The sequence below is a fragment of the Enterococcus sp. DIV0970a genome, from assembly GCF_051711265.1.
Lineage (GTDB): Bacteria > Bacillota > Bacilli > Lactobacillales > Enterococcaceae > Enterococcus_D > Enterococcus_D casseliflavus.
Genome location: NZ_JBIOMF010000003.1, coordinates 1 through 19,833, shown reverse-complemented (window position 1 = coordinate 19,833; position 19,833 = coordinate 1). Strand labels below are relative to the sequence as shown.

Sequence of the window (19,833 nt, the reverse complement as noted above, 5' to 3'; positions counted from 1 at the left end):
AGCTCTAATAGAGTTAATTTGATACTTCAAAGTTTGGAGCATACTTAAGAAAAAAGCTCACAAATAAAACATGAGTTGAAGGAGCACTAACATGACAATAGAAAATTTAGTCAAAAGAATTCAGGATATTATGCGACAAGATGCAGGTGTGGATGGGGATGCACAACGTATTTCCCAGTTGGTATGGCTATTATTTTTAAAGGTTTATGATGCCAAAGAGGAAGAATGGGAATTTATGGATGATAACTATGAATCGATTATTCCGGAAGAATTAAAGTGGCGATCATGGGCACCGGATCACAAAGACGGCAAAGCATTAACTGGGGGAGCGTTGCTCGATTTTGTGAACAATCAATTATTTCCATCTTTGAAAGATTTGGAGGTAGACGAATACACACCACAACGAGCAGCAATCGTAAAGACAATCTTTGAAGATGCCTATAATTACATGCGAGATGGCGTTTTGCTTCGTAAAATTATAAATATCTTAAACGAAGTAGACTTTAATGATTACCAAGAACGGCATGCCTTTAACGATGTATATGAAACATTCTTAAAGAGTCTGCAAAGTGCAGGGAGCTCAGGTGAGTTTTACACCAGTCGTGTGTTGACTGACTTTATAATAGAAATGTTAGATCCGAGAATTGGTGAGGTTGTAGCAGACTACGCTGCCGGAACAGGTGGTTTTTTAACCAGTGCATTGGAACACTTGCGTCTACAAGAAGAAACCCCGGAAGACCGTGAAACAATTAATAGAAGCATTGTCGGGATTGAGAAAAAAGGTCTTCCTTATATGTTGGCCATGACAAATCTCATTTTGCATGACATTGACGAACCAGGTATAAAACGCGGAAACTCATTGACAGACAATGTGCGTGAAGTATCTGATAAGAATAAAGTAGATGTTTTTGCTATGAATCCACCTTACGGTGGTGTTGAGGGACCCGGCATTCAAGCAAACTTCCCAAGCGATATGCAGACGAAAGAAACGGCCGATCTCTTTATAGCAATGATGATGTATCATTTGAAAGAGAATGGACGTGCAGGGGTTATTTTACCTGATGGATTCTTGTTTGGAACAGATGGGGCAAAGGTAAACATTAAGAAAAAACTGTTAAAAGAGTTTAATTTGCATACGATTGTACGATTGCCAGCAGGTGTATTTGCTCCATATACGTCGATTAAAACCAATATACTATTCTTTGAAAACAAAGGCACTACAGAGAAAATAGATTTATATGAAATCCCACTACCTGAAGGTTTAAAAAATGGGTTTACGAAAACGCGACCATTTATGAAAAAACATATCGAAGGAGCACGTGAGTGGTATTTATACCGTGAAAATGGAGATGAGAATGCCTATTCAGTAACCATTGAAGAGATTGAAAAACGTAACTTTAATATTGATATTCGCAATCCGCTAAATATTAAAGATGAAGAAGTGTTTACCTTAGATGAATTGATGGAAGACCTGAAAGGGAAAGCTCTAGAAATTGAAAGTCTGCTGGAAGAACTATCCACTGTTCTGAAAGGAGAGAAGTAGTAATGGCAGATACAGTTGAACTAATGCGAAAACGCGTATTGGATATGGCAATACGCGGGGAATTGGTGGAGCAGCGAGCAGAAGAAGGAACAGCAGAGGACCTAATATCTAGATTTAACATGGCAAAGGAAGAGAATCTAAGGAATAGCAGAGGAAAAAAGCTGGAAATAGGGGACATTGAATCAACTGAAAATCCTTATGAAGTTCCATCAAATTGGAAGTTTTTACCTTTAGGAAGTTTGCTTAGTATTAAATCCGGACTGGGTTATAAAAAAGCTGATTTATCAGTTGAATCTGACGATATGGTAAGAGTATTACGAGGTGGAAATATATCTGAAGGTTCTTATGAGTTAAAAGGTGATGATATATTAATATCTAGAGAATTTGTAAAAGATGAACTTATTTTACAGGAACAAGACATGATTTCACCTGCAGTAACAAGCCTAGTAAATATTGGAAAAATCGGAATGATTGAAAAAGACTATACGAATGTAACTGCAGGCGGTTTTGTACTCATTATGAGCCCATATTTGAAAAATATCTGGACAAGCAAATACATTTTCAATTTCTTAAATTCAGGATTTCATAGGGACAGACTGGAAGAGATTACAAATAAATCTGGTCAGGCATTCTACAATCTGAGTCGTCAAAAATTAGCACAGTTATCAGTACCATTTCCACCCCTCTCTGAACAAAAGCGTATCGTCTCCAAAATAGAGGAAATTTTCACGGTTATTGATCAGATTGGCACCAAGAAGAAAGAGGCCTTGTCTATAATCCGAAACATGCGCCAAACAGCTCTTCAGGATGCCATTATGGGTGTATTGGTGGAGCAAGACGAAAATGATGAACCAGCATCAGTCCTATACGAAAAGATACAGACAGAAAAAGAAAAGTTGGTTAAAGAAAAGAAGATAAAGAAAGAAAAACCGCTACCAGAAATTGAAGTGGATGAGATACCATTCGATATTCCAAAAAGTTGGAGATGGACTAGATTGGGAGAGTTAGGTTTTTTTAAAAAAGGCCCATTTGGAAGTGCATTAACCAAAAGTATATTCGTAGAGGATTCATTAGAATCTATAAAAGTATATGAGCAAAAGAATGCTATTCAAAATGATTGGACTCTGGGAGAATACTTTATAACTAAAGACTACTATGAAGAAAAAATGGCATCTAATACCGTTATGCCCGGAGATATAATAGTCAGTTGTGCAGGAACAATTGGTAAATCGTATATTGTCCCAGACGGTGCAAGATTAGGAATTATAAATCAAGCCTTAATGAGGATTCGGGTTTATACAATTAATAAACAATATTTTAGATTGATTTTTAATCATGTTATTCAAACTGATGGAGCTCAAGGAAAAGGTTCCGCCATCAAAAATATACCCCCAATGAAAGTGCTGAATAATTTATTAGTCCCTCTTCCTCCACTCGCGGAACAAGAGCGTATCGTCGAAAAAATCGATGAAATCATGGCGATTTGTGACCAAATGGAAGCCGTATTTGATGGGACATCAGAAATGAATACAAAATTAAAAGTAGTATAAGAAGAAGCCACCCTCCTTCTGTAGTGCCCCCTTTAAGTCAGCCTCTAGCGAACATTATGATACAATAGACACTATATGTTATGTTTTTTTGACGTTATAAATATGTGGAAATAAAAGTGACCCAAAGGCACATGTAATATACCCTTGGATCACTTTTTATTCATATTTAATCTGTTCTTTCTCCGCGTTCTCAAACGCCTGCATACGTTTCTGTTCCTTCTTTAAAGTTTCCTTTCCAAATTGAACAAACCCATCGACATCTTGATTACCCAAAAACTCGATATACTGAGCTTTGGTTTCCTTCTCAATAATTAAAGGAGGAAATCCTTGCTGTAATAAGGAATAGTTTAATGTCATGCGACCAGTTCGACCATTACCGTCCGAGAACGGGTGAATGCGTTCGAATTGGATATGCGGGTTCTGTTGCAAAGTTTTAAATAAAGAATAAAATCCCTTACGGTATCTATGATTTAAGCTGGGATTCCCAATAATACCTTGATTTCAGTACAGACCGAAAACCCGAAGAGAGTGCCTTCTTTTCGGGTTTTCTTATATAATCCTCGAATGGCTTCCATGCCTTTAATCGTGGTAGAGGCAGTGCGTAAACTTCGATAGAATTTATTGCGTCTCTTTACTGGACGATGGTCTTGTTCAATCAAATTATTCAGCTATTTAATGGTACGATGTTCTGTCCCTTGATAAAAGCCGTATTCTTTTAGTTTCTTAAAGGCACTTGTAATAGAAGGGGCTTTATCTGTGACTACAACCTTCGGTTCATCAAACTGCTTCACTAACCGCTTAAGAAAAGCATAGGCTGCTTGTGTGTCCCGTTTTTTACGTAACCAAATATCCAAGGTTAAACCATCTGCATCGATGGCTCGATACAAATAATGCCATTTTCCTTTAATTTTGATGTACGTTTCATCCATTTTCCATGAATAAAAGGATTTTTTATTTTTCTTTTTCCAAATTTGATAGAGTAGTTTGCCATATTCTTGCACCCAACGATAAATCGTCGTATGAGAAACGTTAATGCCACGATCATATAAGATTTCTTGAACTTCACGATAGCTAAGGTTATAACGAAGATAGTAGCCCACGGCTACAATAATCACATCCTGCTGAAATTGCTTTCCTTTAAAATGATTCATCGTCATTCCTCCTGCTATCTTTTTCTATTATTCTACCTTATTTGATAGTAGATTTAAAACTTTGCAACAGAACCCTTCAGATAACACTAAGTTGATTTGACAATGAGCCTCCTGCAGCATGACTTTCGTCTGGAAAGCCTGGCACTGCCAACATGTCCAATTCAGACTACCATGCTGCAGCTCATGATCAAATCAACCGCGGAATCTAGCAATAACACAGGCATTTCACTTTTTTCGAAAAGTGGCTAACTTGTTCTTGAAATTTGGGGGAAAATATTACTTCTAAAATCTTCCACGATTAATGAATTACAAACTGGCTAAAGAAGAATGTTCTAAATTATAGGTAACTGTGATTTCTTTAGTTAAGCAAATCAAAGAAAGCACAGTTTTTATCTGTTAAATAGAAATATTTAATAAGATAGTAAACGTACAAATCGAAAAAATTATGTAAAGTGCTGAAAGCAAGTTATTATCTTCTCTTTAACCTGCTCTCGGCACTTTTTTATATGCTTTTTCAATTAGTAAAATCAATATAGTATTTATATTCGCTTCCAATATAGTAACACTCAGTATATTCATAAAAGTTGTGTTCTTCATCGGAAGTAAAACGGCATCTACGTAAAATAGGAGTAGAATTAGAGACTTTCAGGATGCGTGCTATTTGTTGTAGTGGAAGAATAGCTTCAACTACCTCTTGATTATTAGTTATATGAATATTTTTACTGCCTAGATATTCATAAAATGAGCCTTGATAATCATTTGAATCTAGTGAAAAGAAATCTTCGAATTTGAAGTAGGTAATGAAATAACCAATTGGTTTCTTATTAGAACCTCGTAGTCGTTTCAAAATAATAATTTTTTCACCTGGAAGTATTTTTAAAAATTTTGCAATTGTGTGGTCTGCATGTGAGACGATAACATTTACTTTAAGCGTTTCTATGGTGATCCCTAGCTCGTTCATTTCTTTGGTGAAACTTTTTACAAGTGTATAGTTACTTTTTGCTTGAAAATCTTTGCTTTGATTAACAAAAGTTCCAATAGGTTTTTTCCGAATAATCAAGTTTTCTTTTTCAAGTTCATCCAGAGCTTTTCTAACCGTGATACGACTTACGTGATAAATATCACAGAGTTCATATTCCGTTGGTATTTTAAAACCTTCTGCCCAAATTCCTTGTTTAATTTTTTCGCGTAGTTCTTGGGTTATCTGAACATAAAGTGGTAGGTTTTCATTCATAATAACTTCTCCTTTTGTTATAACAATAGCTTAAAACACCTATGAATAGCTAGTGTATTATAGCCATTAAAAGTGATTGTAAGCGGTTCATTTATCTATTATACTATTGTCATAACATTGGAGCAATACATGAGGAGGAAATCTAATGTATAGATTAAGACCATCTATTTCAATAAATGACAAAATTGAAATAGTTCAAAACTACGATAAAATTGTCGAGAAAATTTTTGGGGGACAACAGAAAACTACAGCAATTGAAACTTATCCGGGGATTAATATAGAACCGCTCCTTTCTGCAATCCGAGAGCAAGCACCTGATGTTGAGATATTATTAACGGAAGAGTTATTCTTATCACCACAACAGATATTTACGATTATAGAACCTGATTTAACAGACGATTTTGTCTTCGGTAGATTTTCACACAGAAAATTTGTCGAATTTCTAAATTTTGAACGAGTAAGATCTGCGATTAAAAAAATTGGTGTGAAAAATCGAGTATGCGTTATTGGAGTATGTGCTTCTGAAGTTATTGAATCTGAACTTCTTATTTATATGGATATTTCTCGCTGGGAATTACAGCTTGGGTACAAAAAAGGTGCCAAAAATTGGATGGCATATAAAGAAAGTGAATTCGCAGAGAAGTTAAAGCGTTCGTATTATTTTGAGTGGCCAGCAGGAGATGACCTTAGACGAGAAAAACTACTTAAAAGTAACTTTTATATTGATTCTAACGATATAGAAGTCCCTAAAATGATTGCCACAAAGGATTTGGGCAGTGTATTAAATCAATTTACGAAGCAACCCTTTAGACTAGTACCTTATTTTGATCCAGGTATTTGGGGCGGAGAATGGATGCAAGAAAAATTTAAAGTAGGAATGGATAAAAGTAATTTAGCTTGGAGTTTTGATGGTGTTCCAGAAGAAAATAGTATTCTGGCAAAGATTGAAGAAGTTGAATTTGAGATGCCAGCACAGATTTTAGTTGATACTTATCCTCAAAAATTATTAGGTCAAAGAGTCTACGGCCGTTTTGGAAAAGACTTCCCAATTCGTTTTGATTTTTTAGATACAATGAACGGACAAAATTTAAGTCTGCAGGTACATCCCACTTTAGATTATGCATATAGAAATTTTGGAGCTAAGTATACGCAAGATGAAAGCTACTATATCCTTGATTGCAAAGAAGGTGCATCTGTCTACCTGGGATTAAAAAATAATGTTAGCAGGGATGAGCTTGTACAAGCTTTGGAAAATGCACAAGTTTCAGGAGAGTTTCCAGATGAAGAATTTGTAAATAACTTTAAAGTAAATAAGCATGATCATATTTTAATTCCAGCTGGGACAGTTCATAGCAGTGGCAAAAACTGTGTGGTTCTGGAAATAAGCGCTACGCCTAATCGATTTACATTCAAGTTATGGGATTGGGGAAGGGTCGATCTTGACGGAAAACCAAGGCCTATTTCAATTGAACATGGGAAACACGTTATTAATCAAGACTTTGATACTGATTTTGTTAAAAGAGAATTTATCAACGCGATTCAGACGATTCATTCTGAAGAAAATTATACTGAAGAACACACAGGATTGCACGAATTAGAAGCAATTGAAACTAGAAGGCTTGAATTCGCCATACCAATACGACAAGAAACAGAAAACAGTGTAAATATGTTGAATCTCGTTGAAGGAGATCATATTACAGTGAATTCTCTTGCTAATGAATTTGAACCTTTTGATGTCTATTATGGCGAAACCTTCATTATTCCAGAAGGAATTCGTGAATATATGCTGAACCCAGCAGGATCTGACAAAACATACAAAGTTATGAAAGCATATATCAGATAGGATGTTGATGTTGAAGATGAAAGAATTAGCGATTTGCTTAGATGTAGGTGGGACTTTTATAAAGGGTGCAATCTTCTCTAATGAGTTCAAGAAAAAGTATACGGATATTCATTACTATCCAGCCAATTCAACGGCACCAAAAGAAGAAATTTTCAAAAATTTTGAGTATATATTTTTTGATCTGTTAGAGCCTTATGATGAGCAAGTTTGGAGAGTGGAAAAAATTGCAATAGCATTTCCGGGGCCTTTCGACTATGAAAATGGAATTAGCATGATTAAAGATCTTAACAAATTTGATCAACTATACGGTATTAATTTAGCAGAATCTTTCAAAACAATTATTTCTTCAGATAAACGGTTCTGTAAAACAGGTTTATTTTTTGAAAATGATGCAGTAGCATTCGCATTAGGAGAGAATGCATACTCTGACGCAAGTAGAGGCGCATATTTTACGATCGGTACTGGATTGGGCTCTACATTCATTGAGGATCAACGTCGAGTTATTGGTCAGCAAGGTATCCCTTCAACTGGAATGATTTTTAACGAAGTCTTTCAAAAATCAATTATAGATGACTATATTTCAGCACGAGGGCTGGAATCATTAATAGAAAGAAAATACTTTGAGAAAATTTCGGGAGCTGAATTATTTACGCAAGCGGAATCTGGGTCACAGGATGCAAAATTAGTTTTTAAAGAATTTGGCGGTTTAATATGTGAAGCAATAAGACCCTATATTGAAATATTCCAACCAGAAGAGATTTGTTTTGGAGGCCAGATAAGTAAAAGTTTTAAATATTTTGGGCAAGAACTAGAAAAAGAATTTGGAAATGATTGTGTAATTAGAGTAAGTAAAGATACGACACTACGGACGTTAGAGGGGCTATTTATAATTAAGAATGGAGAGGAAAATATTTATGAAAAAATTCAGTAAAATCATACTTGGTGCACTGGGAATTCTAACACTATCTGCTTGTGGAAACGGAAACAGTTCCTCTGAAGATCAAGTAGAATTGAATGTTTGGGGAGATGCAGATAATCAAGCAGTTCATGAAGCAGCATTTACTAAGCTTAATGAAGAGTTTGAAAAACAAAATCCAAACATTAAGCTAAATTATCAGTTTTCAGGTACTTTGGATTCTATTAATGTTGCTGTTCAATCAGATTCATTACCAGATCTATTTTGGGTTCAAGGAAATAAATCTACTAAAATGGCAGAAATGGCTAAGAATGGTTACTTATTACCAATAGAAGGCTTAAACTATGATCGCTTTTCTGAGGAAGCGATAGAATATGCTACGGTTGATGGAAAGGTATATAGCTCATTACCATCCTTCATCTCCTATGTTACCTATTTCTATAATAAAGACATTTTTAAAGAAAACGGCTTGGAAGAACCAACTAGCTGGGATGAGTTTACAACAATTGTAGATAAATTAAAGAATGCCGATATTACACCAATTGCACTAGGAGGCAGTGGAGACTTTGATCGGTATTGGTATATTCAAACAACAGGGGCAGCTCTTGCTACACAAGATATTGATAGTATTGTGAAGGACAAATCCAGTGCATCATTTGATCAATTAGAAAAGGTTTTTCAAAATTTTTATGATTATAGTAAAGAGAATGATTTTGGCAAAGACTTTGCCTCAACAGATGGGAACGGAGCTAAGTTACTTTTCACTAATGGAAAAGCTGCAATGATTCCCGATGGGACATGGAACAGCAAATCATATTTTGAAAGTGGAATGAATATTGGAACTTTTGCACTGCCTGGTATTGATGGTAAGAAATATGCACAAACTGGACCAAGTAATATTAATACTTATGCGATTTCCAAGAAAACGAAGCATCCTGAAGAAGCCAAAAAGTATATTGAATTTTTGAATAGTAAAGAAGCACAACAGATTATTGAAGATGAGACTGGTGAAGTACCAATGATGGATGATATTACACCAAAAGATGATCAGGTAAAAGATTTAGCTGATTTTGATGAAGTTGGTGCAAATATTTATAACAAATTATCTCAAGTAGCAAGTGAGTCATCAAAACCTCAAGACCTACTTTTGACCTCTTTATTGCCTGATCTAATGCAAGGGAAAATCACTCCTGATGAAGCAGTTAATTTACTAAAAGCTGAACTGGAAAAATAAGAATGAAGGATGATTGATATGAAGCGAAAAAAGCCATTTCTATGGTTTATAGCACCAGGATCTATCTTTTACTGCCTCTTTGTTATCTATCCAATTTTTTCAGCTGCACGTATAAGTTTCTATAGATGGAATGGAATTGGTGAGAAAGTTTTTGTGGGATTCAATAACTATGTAGAACTTTTCTCAAACCCAGTTTTATTTAATCAACTATTAAATGCATTGAAACATAGCTTAATGCTGTTTATTCTAACGATTTTTATTATGATTCCTTTACAAATCATATATGCGTATATGATTTATAGTAAAACAAAAGGATACAATGTATTAAGAACAGTTATCTTTTCCCCTCAGTTCATCTCAACACCGGTAATTGTATTTCTGTTTACATTGCTATTAGACGGAAATATCGGATTAGTGAATGAACTGCTAACTAAAGTTGGGCTAGAAAGTTTAGCCCAGCCGTGGTTAGGCATGCCTAGTGTAGGAATCTATGTAGTTTGGCTTATGATTTCATGGGCAGGATTTGGGGTTGGAATGATGTATTTTATCGCAGCGATGAATATGATTTCTGACGACAGTATAGAAGCGGCTTATATGGAAGGTGCGGGTTATTGGAAACGATTATGGCTGATTGTTATTCCTCAAATTAAAAACACTATTATCAATTTGACTCTAATTTCATATATTACGGCAATGACGATTTTTGACTACAGTTATATTCTTGGTGGTATTTCTGGCGGTGTAGACGGAAGTGTTGATGTAGTCAGTTTGTTCTTCTATCGGATTGCATTTGGTGATAATAATCCTCTGGGCGGGAACTTATCTGAGAATTCAATGGGAATGGGTACGACTATCGCTTGTGTACTATTTTTAGTGATTTTTGTAGTTGCAAGTGCCCAAATGTATTTTGTTATGAGAAAGGATGAGGATTGATGGATAAACACAAAGGCATAGGTGAAAAAATCATCAATATCATGATGTGGATAGCTGCATTTTTCATCTTATTCATTTTAGGATACTTATTATTTAACTCATTTCGTGAAAAAGCTGATTTTATGACGAATACGTTAGGAATTCCCAAAGGATTTAGCATTCAAAATTATGTCAAGTTGTTTGTTAATGACCATTTTGAAAAGTATTTTTTAAACAGTGTGATTATCTTACTATTCTCAGTCATATTGTTGGTTATTTTGTCCTCTTTTGTTGCATATGGTTTAGGAAGATATGCGTTTAAAGGAAATAGATTTTTACGCGTGTTCTTTTTAATCGGGATGATGTTTCCAGTTCAATTAGGAATTGTCCCTATCTTTCTTCTTATTAAAAATATGGGGTTGATGGATTCTTATGCCAGCGTAGTTTTAATATTGGGTACGGCCATTAGTATGCCAGTCTTGATGCTAACAGAATTTTTTAGTCAATTGCCTGATGAACTATATGAGGCGGCAACACTAGATGGAGCAGGGGAATTCAAAATATTTCGTTCTATCATGTTCCCGATGGCAAAACCAGTTGTATTTTCGGTGTGTATCATAAGTTCTGTCAATATTTGGAATCAGTTCTTTATTCCACTAATTTTCTTACAAACAGATACTAAGAAGACTGTGCCATTATTAGTCGTAAAGTATACAAACAATTTATTTAATAATATGGATACCGCATTAGCGGCATCAGTATTATCCACGATCCCTATTTTGATCTTGTTTGCGTTTTTCTCTAGAAAGGTCTTATCAGGATTTATGAATGGAGCCGTCAAAGGCTAGTCAATGAATGGAGAATAGAAATATGAGCGAAATAAAGAAGATTTATTGTATTCATCATAGTCATTTCGATCTAGGATATACTCATCCACAGGAATTAATATTAGAATTACAGGAAGCATACATTTCTCAGGCTTTAGAAATTTGTGAGAAATATAAAAATGAAGAAAAGCCATTTAGATGGACGATAGAAGCCACACTACCTTTGAAAAAGTGGCTAGCTGATGCATCAGAAGATGAAATTGAACGCATGAAATATGCGATAAATCATAATTTGATTTCAGTTTGTGCACTTCCAATGCATACAACACCTCTAAATGATGCTTTCCAGATAAAAAAGGGACTGGAATCTAAACGTAAAATTGAAGAAACCTTAGATATCTCTATTAAGACAGCCATCAATCATGATATAAATGGACAACCTTGGTCGTTTTCAGATTTGTTAATTGATAGTGGTGTTGAATTTTATTTAACAGGAGAAAATATCCATTTTGGTGGTATCCCATTCCCGAGACCCGTAGACTTTATTTGGGAAACGCCTTCCAAACGAGAATTACTTTGTTATCTTGGGGAACACTATTCTCTGTTTAGTCAATTCCTAAAAACGGATAAGCGTGATATCTCGATTATGTATCAAGGACTTACGGAATATCTAAATCACCTAAATAAACAAGGTTATGCTAAAGACTACGTAGTTTTAACAGCGACTAATCCCCCGCTACTTGATAACAATTCTCCTGATTCAGGCTTATATGATTTGATTACAGAATTCAATAATAATTATCCGGAATTCGAGATTGAAATGATAACTCCTGAAATACTAAGAGATATTCTTAAAATGGAGAAAACAGAGAAAAAAGTTTCCGGAGACTGGACAGATTTTTGGAATTTTGGTTCTGGAAGCACACCTATGGAAGTAAAATATAACAGAATTGCTAATCAAAATATCAAAAAAGCTTCACTTCTAGGAATAGCTAATAGTGAGATTACACAACAAACAAAACGACTAATGAGAGAATCGCTTGATAACATATTGCTATATAATGAACATACTTGGGGAGCTGCAAACTCTGTAACGGATTCTACTTCCTTGCAAGCTATTATCGGAAAAAGCAAAAAACAAAACTACTGTTATGATGGTTTGTCACAGAGTGCCTTTGTATTAAATAAACTTCAAGATGGGTATTTAGAGACACCATTTCAATTAGAGGAGATCAAGTATTTAACTTTTACAAATACTAGTTTCTTATCACAAAAAGTAAGCTTGAAAGTTCCTGATTGGCTTTTTGAAAATAGCCCGTATTTATCGGCTTTAAAATCAAATCTTTATCTTCATGAGCAGATTGGAGAAATTTCCGAACTACGTTATGGACCTGAAGTCGAGTTAGCACCATTTGAAACGAAATCAATTTTAATTTCTGATTTTCAAAAGATAGAAACCCCTGTTAATCAGACAGTAACAGGAATTCTCGAAAATGATATTTATGAAATAGCTTATGATGTGGAAACAGGATCAATCTCGTCAATCAGAGATAAAAACAGTGGCTGGGAATTAACTTCTAACTCTGAATTTGGCCTATTTGATTATGTGACAGAAACAATTGATGAGTCGAAAAATGAAGCAGAAAGACGAACTTTCTTTCCTCGGGACATAGAATTGGCCAATTATTCTGTCAGTGTTTGGAATCACGAGTGGATTGGCCAGCGTAAAGTATTAGATAGACATGCAGAAATAAAAGTTTATCGAATTTTAAATGAACTTGTTCTTGAGCAGCGTGTATATGTAAATGATGATTTTGTTGAATGGTTAGATCGAAGGGTAATTTTGACAGACGATAGTCAAGAAATTAGAGTTAGCGTGACAGTTAAAAGAAAGCAAAATAATAAACCTAATGCCCATTATCTAACCATTCCAACTAACTTTGACAAAGGTTGGCAAGCTATTTTTGAATCAGCAAACACACTCTGTCGTTTAGATGATGACCAAATTGGAGCAGTAAGTAAGGACTGGCTCACACTCAATAATAGTATTGCGATTTTTGATGATAATAAAGGCTTTTATCTCGCCACCTCAGATGCACCATTGATCCAACTAAACGGATTTTCTTTTGGAAGAGAGTCTAAAGAAATTACACGGGATGAAAATCCACTATTTCTTCCATGGCTCTACAATAATTATTGGGATACAAACTTCTCTGCATCAGATGAAAATGAGATTGAGTATACATTCTTAATACAACCTTTTGAAGCTTATAACAAATCTGAACAAATTGCTATTGGAACTAGAGTAAATAACCCAATTGAAGTTTCATGGAGTGATATCGCGAAGAAGAGTTTCTTGAGTTTACCAATAGACTGTGAAAATACTGAAATCTTATCCGTAGAGAGAGGTACTGAGGGCGTAAATCTATTCTTAAAAAACTATTCTTTAGAGTCCGGAAAAATTAGTGTTAGCGATAACTCGCCTGCAAAACTTCAGCAAACGGATTTTTACGGGGCGCCAGTAGATAATCCAAAGAGAGAATTGATAATAGCGCCTAATTCATTTAGCTATGCAACGATAGTTTATTGAGTTGCTAAATTGATACTAGATTCATCTAAAGAAATCTATGAACATTTGAATTAATGTTCATAGATTTTTTTTAGTATTAAAAAGATATACATCCTTCGTTCATTAGAATATTGAGTTATAAGATTTATAATTAGTAAAAAAATCAGTTGTTAGCTTTATATTCAGTACTACATTAAGTCTTTGACTAAGCATTATTTATGCTAGATAAGGGGGGTGCGGATGTTTTTTTGGACCTTTTTCAGCAATTACATTCCTGTTTCTTCCGATATTGAAGAGGACTTAGTCCTCCTAAAGATAACTTGATTCGATGATTATTATACCACTGGATGTAGTCATCCAAATGATCCATAAATTGATTTATTGAGGTGTTTTTCTAGTCCCGTTGGTAAAACATCTCATTCTTTAATCGCCCAAAGAAGCCTTCACACGCAGAGTTATCTGGTGAGCAACCTTTTTTTGACATGGAACGTGGCAAATTTGCTTTGTTCATCCTTTCAATCCAACCAGGCCATCTATAATGAGCCCCGCGATCAGAATGAACAATTGGCCGTTCTTGGTTTTGAAGTGTAGATAGTCCAACATCTAACATAGTATTCACTAATGCTGCATCAGGCTTGGTACCAATTGTCCAACTAATAATAGCTCCATCATAACAATCAACAATTGGCGACAAATAAACTTTTCCTGCCGGGATTTTGAATTCAGTAATATCAGTCAACCATTTTTCATTAGGCCTTGTCGCTTTAAAATTACGATTCAATAAGTTTGGTTGTGCAGTACTGATCTCACCAGCATACGAAGAGTATTTTTTTCGTTTGGAAAATGTAACGATTAGATTTTCCTCGATCATCAACATCCGTACAACTTTTTCAGAAAGAATTTTCCCCATATTCTTTAGTTCTTGATGAATTCTGCGGTAACCATAAGAGCAGAAGTTACTGTTGAAAATGGTCACGATCAATTGACGTTCTTCAGCATATTTATCTGGTTTATCAATTACATGTTTCTGATAAAAATAGCTGCTTTTAGACAAATGAAGCTGTTGAAGAAGTTCATTTAATTTAAATTGATTTCTTAAGGCATCAATCAATCGTGTCTTTTCCTGATTTGTCAGTTGAAGGAGATTGATGCCTTCTTCTTTTTTTAGCAGTTCAGTAGCTCCTTCAAGTAATGCTTTCTCGAGTTGCAATTGGTGTACTTGTTTTTGCAATTCTTTAACTTCCGTTAACAGTAACTCTTTTTGTTCTTCTTGATTTTCTTGAGTCATACGCAGTGGAAAACCCCTTCCAAGATACATGTCTTTCCATTGATACAAAGTGACTCTACTGATGCCTTCGGCTTCAGCTAAGCTTTTTCTGTTGGCCTGAGGCGCATAGAATTTTTTCAACACGTTATCTTTTTGATCTTGGGTTAACTTTACTGCACTTTTCCGAAGTTTTCTAGCCCCAGGCGCTAGTTCTTCACACCAGTGCCGTAAAGACTCTCGATTAGGGTAACCAAGCAATCGAATCGTCCTTGCATAGCACTGTCCATATTCAAAATAATGATTCACAGCTACTCGTTTTTGTTCTTCAGAATACTTTGATTTTTTTCGGTGTTCTAGATGAAGCGCTCCAGATATCAAATATTCATTGTACCATTTGCGAAGTGCGCCAACGGACGGATAGCCTAATTCACGAATAGTAGCGGCATAGGAGCAATCGTACTTTAAAAATAACTGAATGGCTTTTACACGTTCTTCGTGGGAAAACATACGAACATTCCTCCTGTGTTCATTTTTAGTCCAGGATTATGTCCGCACCCCCTTTTATGTATAAAAGCCTTGCAAAATACAATAAGTATGTCGCTATTTTCATGGATGCTACTTATATTCCTTTAAAACGGCAAACCGTCTCCAAAGAAGCAATCTATATTGCCATTGGTATACGAGAAGACGGCACTAAAGAAGTACTAAGTTATGCGATTGCTCCGACTGAATCGACCTACGTTTGGAATGAGTTGTTATAGGACATTTACTCCAGAGGGGTTCATCATGATGTCTTACTGTTTATTACCGATGGCTTAAAAGGCATGAAAGATACGATTCACCAGATTTATCCTAAAGCTAAATACCAACGTTGCTGTGTTCACGTTTCCCGTAATATTGCTCATAAAGTACGTGTCAAAGATCGAAAAGAAATCTGTGATGATTTTAAGGCTGTTTATCAAGCTAGCTCAAAGGAAGAGGCAAATACCTTTTTAGGGAGTATGATTGAGAAGTGGCAGAAAACTTATCCTAAAGTGACGCAGTCACTGATAAAAAATCAAGATTTATTGACTTTTTATGAGTTCCCGCCTGGTATCCGTCGAAGCATTTACTCAACTAATTTAATCGAATCTTTCAATAAACAAATCAAGAAATACAGCCACCGCAAGGAACAGTTCCAAAATGAAGAGTCGATGGAACGTTTCTTAGTCTCGTCTTTTGATACTTACAACCAAAAATTCCTAGGTCGCAGTCATAAAGGTTTCCAACAGGCCGAAGGCGAGCTCGAACAAATGCTGAGTCAACCGATGGAGAATTAGAAACAATCTACAGTAGGGAAGAACCATTTACACAAAATTATTGACGCTCCCAACTAAAAGTGTCAAGACAATGATGAAATCATTTAGTTCTTATAAATTAGACAAGAGAAAATAAATATTCCATATTTACTTTATTGGATCCATAACATGACTAAATTCTGAATACTTTTTAAAGCTTATCATTTGGTAAAACTGAATATAAGTTAATTATATAGACTGAAAATTTTGAATTTTCATAATAGAATAACTTAAAAGTACTGACAAAATTTTTTAAAGGGGCAATATTAATGTTCTGAGATAATCAAATCATACCGAAAATCTCAAAAGCTCAATGTGACACAAACTGATTCTGTCACATTCGTTAAAATCGCTCCATCCTTAGAGGCTCTAAGAGAAAATCACTTTTCTTTTAGGGCCTTTTTTCTATAGCATGTTTAAATGTGACTTATTATCTGTTATAATCATATTAAGTAACATTTGAGAGGGGACTAAAAATGAAGAGCGTGGAACCGATTCGCGACAAAAAAAAGATCGATGCCATGAAGGCAATTTTGGCTTCCGGAAAATATGGGCAGCGAAATTTGGTGCTTTTTTCGATCGGGATCAATACGGCGTATCGAATCTCCGATTTAAGGCAGCTGAAATTAAGTGACGTGTTAGAAATTTCCCGTGGTCGGGTGATTGTTAAAGAACGTCTGGCCATGAAGGAACAAAAAACGGCCAAACACAATTCGGTTTTCATTTCGAACAAATTACGAAAAGTGATTCTTGATTATGTTCAATCGGAATTTCCTGAGCAGCTGCAAGTACAAGACTTCAGCAAGTATTTGTTTCCAAGTCGAAAAGGAGCAGATACGCCTTTGACCCGACAAAGCCTTTGGCGGATCATTCATGAAGCTGGAACGGCGGTTGGGTTGAAAGAAATTGGTCCCCATTCGATGCGTAAGACCTTTGGCTATTTTTTGTACAAGCAAGGGACCAAAACAGAGATCATTCAGTCGCTGCTCAACCATTCTTCGCAACGGGAGACCTTACGCTATATTGGGATCACCCAGGAAGATAAAGATACCGCAGTAAAGAGTTTGGATCTATGACAGAATAATGCCATATATAATAGAAGAAAAAATTCAAGAGGTGAGAAGATGAACGAAGAAAAGCGGCCGAAATTTCCTGATAAATACCACTTATCTCGCAAAGAGTCTGTGTATTTATTGAAGAAAAACATTGTGGAACTGGTGTATAATGCGGGAAAATTTGAAGGGTTAGATACAACGTTGTTACAAACAGAAGAGATTATTAAGTATAACCGGGCTAATAACGTGGCTGTAGATGATGTCCTGACCGTCGTTAACTTAAAAAGAGGCTTTGAACTGCTTTTAAATGACGTACAAGAGCCCCTGTTAGAGACAAGTAAGCGGATTAATCGGATCGTTGCAGCGGAAGATGCCCTTTTTCCTGGTGAAATAAGAACCGGTGGAGTAGAAGTATCGACTATTCAGGGAAGGTATGTGCCGCCAATGTTATCTGAAGAAGATGTAAGGGATCGATACCAGAAATTAATGGACCAAAGTGTATCAGGAACTGAAAAAGCGTTGCGACTGTTTTTATTTATTTCAAAATATCAAATATTTGGGAATCATAATAAGAGGACTGCTCTTATTACTGCAAATAAAATTATGTTTGATCATGGTTCAGGCTTATTATCGATTCCAGAAGTAATGGTTAAAAGGTTTAATGAAGTGCTATCAGAATATTATAATAGTGAAGAAGATATATATACTTTAAAAATATTGGATTTTATGTATTCTAATTGTATTTTTGGAATTGATTTTTAATAAAAATGTTAGTTAGTGATTTCTTTGGCTAGCGTTTTGAAAAATCCAATTGATCTATTAGTCAAATTTCAAATGAAAATAAATTTAATGTTAATTTATTAACCAATCCCAAATTGTATTTGTAATTTATGAATAAACTACTGTGATAGTGGTAAAATATGTAGGAGAAGTATATGAATTTAGAAGAATTAATAAGCCGCGGTGTTGAGTTAAGAAAAGAGAATGAGAAAAATTTAGAAGACAATCCTAAATATATATCATGGATGAAAAATGTAAATGTTTTTTTTCAGAATAGTCTCAGCGATAGCGTGTTAAAAAAAGACTTTAAGAATGCATATTTTTTTAGGAATAGTAATCCTAAGCGTCAATTAGAAGAAGTATTATCAATTTTATGTATAGAGAATTCGAAAGAGCAGAAAGAGGCAAATAACATGAAAAAAATTTTTATCAGTCACAGCTCAAAAGATAGAGATATAGTTTTAAAATTTATTGATTTTTTAAGTAGCGCTTTTGATATTAAGAAGGCAGATGTTTTTTGTACATCCTTAAATGGTAGTATTGAAGTCGGAGATGAGTTTATCGGGAAAATAAAAAAAGAAGTTACAAATTCGTCTGTGGTTATTTTTTTAATCACAAAAAATTTTTTAGAGAGTAAGTTTTCTTTAGCCGAAATGGGGGCTGCTTGGGCGTTGAATCAAAAAATATTTCCGGTTCTATACACTGATACAAATTATAAAGATTTAGGCGATACCCCGCTGGCAAGTTTACAAATGACAAAAATCAATGATGTAAATAGTATGAGTGGTCTAGCATCGTCTATAACTAAATTAGGACTATCTGATCCATCAAATATGCTTGAATTTAAAGATACATGGAAAAAATATTGGGCTATCTGAAGGGGAATCTATATGAAATTAGTTTATTTTGATGAGGGTACTATCACAGACTATTTAACCATACTGAATAATGGAACTCTATTAGAGATTCATGATGAAAAAAATGAATCAAAGAAATCAGCTAGTGTTGCAGGGAATATAGGAATTGCTCCAAGACTTTCAAAACTATTTAGTGGTTTTATTGGTGTCGGTGTAGATATGAATGCTCAATTGGGAAAATCCGCAGATAAATTAATACAAAAATCTATTACTAATGCATTACTATCTGATTTTCTCTCTGAATCTCGTAAGCAATCGAACGGCTTATGTAAATTAGAAAATCATAAAGTATTTCCTGAGAAAAACTCTATTGCTTATTATCAAACTATTTCACCATACCTTGTTATGACAGAAGGAGACGTTGAAATCAGTGATGGTATTCGATTATCAATCTCTAAGATGTACGAGGCTCTTAAATTTAGTAAAGGGTATTATGAAATGTTAGCATTTGATGATGAAGCTCTCAAGGTCTTCAGATTCAACAATAATGCTTTTTCTAATAATTATAACGTAGCGGATTTGGAACAAATGAATTTATCATTTTGGGGATTTAAAGTCGGGACGATGGACAGATCTGATTTAGATTTTCAGCAGTATATGGCTAGAAAAGTTAATGATGAAGTATTGACTTCATTTCACGATGATCGCAGTAAAGAGATTTTAGATGTATATGATATTGTTTTGGCAGGGGTAGTCTA

The 19,833-nt window shown here is 34.9% G+C and carries 14 protein-coding genes and 3 pseudogenes; 13 read left to right on the top strand and 4 right to left on the bottom strand.

Going from position 1 to position 19,833, the window contains the following annotated elements:
• The first annotated feature begins 91 nt into the window (after window positions 1-91).
• Both IGK14_RS16920 and IGK14_RS16915 read left to right on the top strand, forming a co-directional pair.
• On the top strand, window positions 92-1,543 hold the full coding sequence (locus tag IGK14_RS16920; protein ID WP_438712725.1) for a type I restriction-modification system subunit M: 1,452 nt from the start codon (window positions 92-94) through the stop codon (window positions 1,541-1,543).
• Between the two features lie 2 nt (window positions 1,544-1,545).
• On the top strand, window positions 1,546-3,093 hold the full coding sequence (locus IGK14_RS16915) for a restriction endonuclease subunit S (RefSeq protein ID WP_438712723.1): 1,548 nt from the start codon (window positions 1,546-1,548) through the stop codon (window positions 3,091-3,093).
• Between the two features lie 156 nt (window positions 3,094-3,249).
• On the opposite strand, the gene IGK14_RS16910 is transcribed toward IGK14_RS16915, so the two are convergent.
• The 3 genes and pseudogenes from IGK14_RS16910 to IGK14_RS16900 all read right to left on the bottom strand — a co-directional run bounded on the left by IGK14_RS16910 (window position 3,250) and on the right by IGK14_RS16900 (window position 5,478).
• Window positions 3,250-3,522: a Fic family protein gene (locus IGK14_RS16910; protein ID WP_438712721.1), complete on the bottom strand. Its 273-nt coding sequence runs from the start codon at window positions 3,520-3,522 to the stop codon at window positions 3,250-3,252.
• A gap of 41 nt (window positions 3,523-3,563) precedes the next feature.
• Window positions 3,564-4,244 (bottom strand): annotated as a pseudogene (locus IGK14_RS16905) (IS6-like element IS1216 family transposase).
• A gap of 514 nt (window positions 4,245-4,758) precedes the next feature.
• Window positions 4,759-5,478 carry a GntR family transcriptional regulator gene (locus IGK14_RS16900; protein ID WP_438712719.1) on the bottom strand — a complete coding sequence of 240 codons (720 nt, stop codon included), beginning with the start codon at window positions 5,476-5,478 and terminating at the stop codon, window positions 4,759-4,761.
• Between the two features lie 145 nt (window positions 5,479-5,623).
• On the opposite strand from IGK14_RS16900, the gene IGK14_RS16895 reads away from it, so the two are divergent.
• Genes IGK14_RS16895 through IGK14_RS16870 form a run of 6 tightly spaced genes read left to right on the top strand, consistent with a single transcriptional unit; the run spans window position 5,624 to window position 13,800 of the window.
• Window positions 5,624-7,321: a class I mannose-6-phosphate isomerase gene (locus IGK14_RS16895; RefSeq protein ID WP_412917477.1), complete on the top strand. Its 1,698-nt coding sequence runs from the start codon at window positions 5,624-5,626 to the stop codon at window positions 7,319-7,321.
• A 16-nt stretch (window positions 7,322-7,337) separates the two neighbouring features.
• Complete coding sequence (locus IGK14_RS16890) at window positions 7,338-8,252, top strand: ROK family protein (protein ID WP_438712717.1); 915 nt, start codon at window positions 7,338-7,340, stop codon at window positions 8,250-8,252.
• Window positions 8,236-9,471, top strand: a complete 1,236-nt coding sequence (locus tag IGK14_RS16885) for an ABC transporter substrate-binding protein (RefSeq protein WP_412917478.1) — start codon at window positions 8,236-8,238, stop codon at window positions 9,469-9,471. The genes IGK14_RS16890 and IGK14_RS16885 overlap by 17 nt, the downstream gene beginning before the upstream one ends.
• 18 nt (window positions 9,472-9,489) lie before the next feature.
• The gene (locus IGK14_RS16880) at window positions 9,490-10,404 is read left to right on the top strand and encodes a carbohydrate ABC transporter permease (RefSeq protein ID WP_438712715.1); all 915 of its coding nucleotides are present in this window, start codon (window positions 9,490-9,492) and stop codon (window positions 10,402-10,404) included.
• Window positions 10,404-11,231: a carbohydrate ABC transporter permease gene (locus tag IGK14_RS16875; RefSeq protein ID WP_412917480.1), complete on the top strand. Its 828-nt coding sequence runs from the start codon at window positions 10,404-10,406 to the stop codon at window positions 11,229-11,231. The genes IGK14_RS16880 and IGK14_RS16875 overlap by 1 nt, the downstream gene beginning before the upstream one ends.
• 22 nt (window positions 11,232-11,253) lie before the next feature.
• Window positions 11,254-13,800, top strand: a complete 2,547-nt coding sequence (locus tag IGK14_RS16870) for a hypothetical protein (RefSeq protein WP_438712713.1) — start codon at window positions 11,254-11,256, stop codon at window positions 13,798-13,800.
• A gap of 238 nt (window positions 13,801-14,038) precedes the next feature.
• Here IGK14_RS16870 and IGK14_RS16865 read toward each other — a convergent pair.
• Window positions 14,039-15,553, bottom strand: a pseudogene (locus tag IGK14_RS16865) (IS3 family transposase).
• A gap of 62 nt (window positions 15,554-15,615) precedes the next feature.
• On the opposite strand from IGK14_RS16865, the pseudogene IGK14_RS16860 reads away from it, so the two are divergent.
• The 5 genes and pseudogenes from IGK14_RS16860 to IGK14_RS16840 form a co-directional block, all read left to right on the top strand.
• Window positions 15,616-16,365: pseudogene (locus IGK14_RS16860) on the top strand (IS256 family transposase); the annotation flags it as partial.
• A gap of 494 nt (window positions 16,366-16,859) precedes the next feature.
• Window positions 16,860-17,459: a tyrosine-type recombinase/integrase gene (locus tag IGK14_RS16855; RefSeq protein WP_010821312.1), complete on the top strand. Its 600-nt coding sequence runs from the start codon at window positions 16,860-16,862 to the stop codon at window positions 17,457-17,459.
• Window positions 17,460-17,507: 48 nt separating this feature from the next.
• Entirely contained in the window at window positions 17,508-18,200 is a 693-nt protein-coding gene (locus IGK14_RS16850) for a hypothetical protein (protein ID WP_142960515.1), read from the top strand.
• Between the two features lie 173 nt (window positions 18,201-18,373).
• Window positions 18,374-19,096: a toll/interleukin-1 receptor domain-containing protein gene (locus IGK14_RS16845; RefSeq protein ID WP_016630099.1), complete on the top strand. Its 723-nt coding sequence runs from the start codon at window positions 18,374-18,376 to the stop codon at window positions 19,094-19,096.
• A gap of 12 nt (window positions 19,097-19,108) precedes the next feature.
• On the top strand, window positions 19,109-19,833 hold a 725-nt coding region (locus IGK14_RS16840; protein ID WP_016630100.1), incomplete at its 3' end, for a DUF6414 family protein.

What these genes read in the sequence shown, in the direction of transcription:
- IGK14_RS16920 (WP_438712725.1), top strand. Translation starts at nt 92, where the DNA reads ATGACAATAGAAAATTTAGTCAAAAGAATTCAGGATATTATGCGACAA.
- IGK14_RS16915 (WP_438712723.1), top strand. Translation starts at nt 1,546, where the DNA reads ATGGCAGATACAGTTGAACTAATGCGAAAACGCGTATTGGATATGGCA.
- IGK14_RS16900 (WP_438712719.1), bottom strand. Translation starts at nt 5,478, where the DNA reads ATGAATGAAAACCTACCACTTTATGTTCAGATAACCCAAGAACTACGC.
- IGK14_RS16895 (WP_412917477.1), top strand. Translation starts at nt 5,624, where the DNA reads ATGTATAGATTAAGACCATCTATTTCAATAAATGACAAAATTGAAATA.
- IGK14_RS16890 (WP_438712717.1), top strand. Translation starts at nt 7,338, where the DNA reads ATGAAAGAATTAGCGATTTGCTTAGATGTAGGTGGGACTTTTATAAAG.
- IGK14_RS16885 (WP_412917478.1), top strand. Translation starts at nt 8,236, where the DNA reads ATGAAAAAATTCAGTAAAATCATACTTGGTGCACTGGGAATTCTAACA.
- IGK14_RS16880 (WP_438712715.1), top strand. Translation starts at nt 9,490, where the DNA reads ATGAAGCGAAAAAAGCCATTTCTATGGTTTATAGCACCAGGATCTATC.
- IGK14_RS16875 (WP_412917480.1), top strand. Translation starts at nt 10,404, where the DNA reads ATGGATAAACACAAAGGCATAGGTGAAAAAATCATCAATATCATGATG.
- IGK14_RS16870 (WP_438712713.1), top strand. Translation starts at nt 11,254, where the DNA reads ATGAGCGAAATAAAGAAGATTTATTGTATTCATCATAGTCATTTCGAT.
- IGK14_RS16855 (WP_010821312.1), top strand. Translation starts at nt 16,860, where the DNA reads ATGAAGAGCGTGGAACCGATTCGCGACAAAAAAAAGATCGATGCCATG.
- IGK14_RS16850 (WP_142960515.1), top strand. Translation starts at nt 17,508, where the DNA reads ATGAACGAAGAAAAGCGGCCGAAATTTCCTGATAAATACCACTTATCT.
- IGK14_RS16845 (WP_016630099.1), top strand. Translation starts at nt 18,374, where the DNA reads ATGAATTTAGAAGAATTAATAAGCCGCGGTGTTGAGTTAAGAAAAGAG.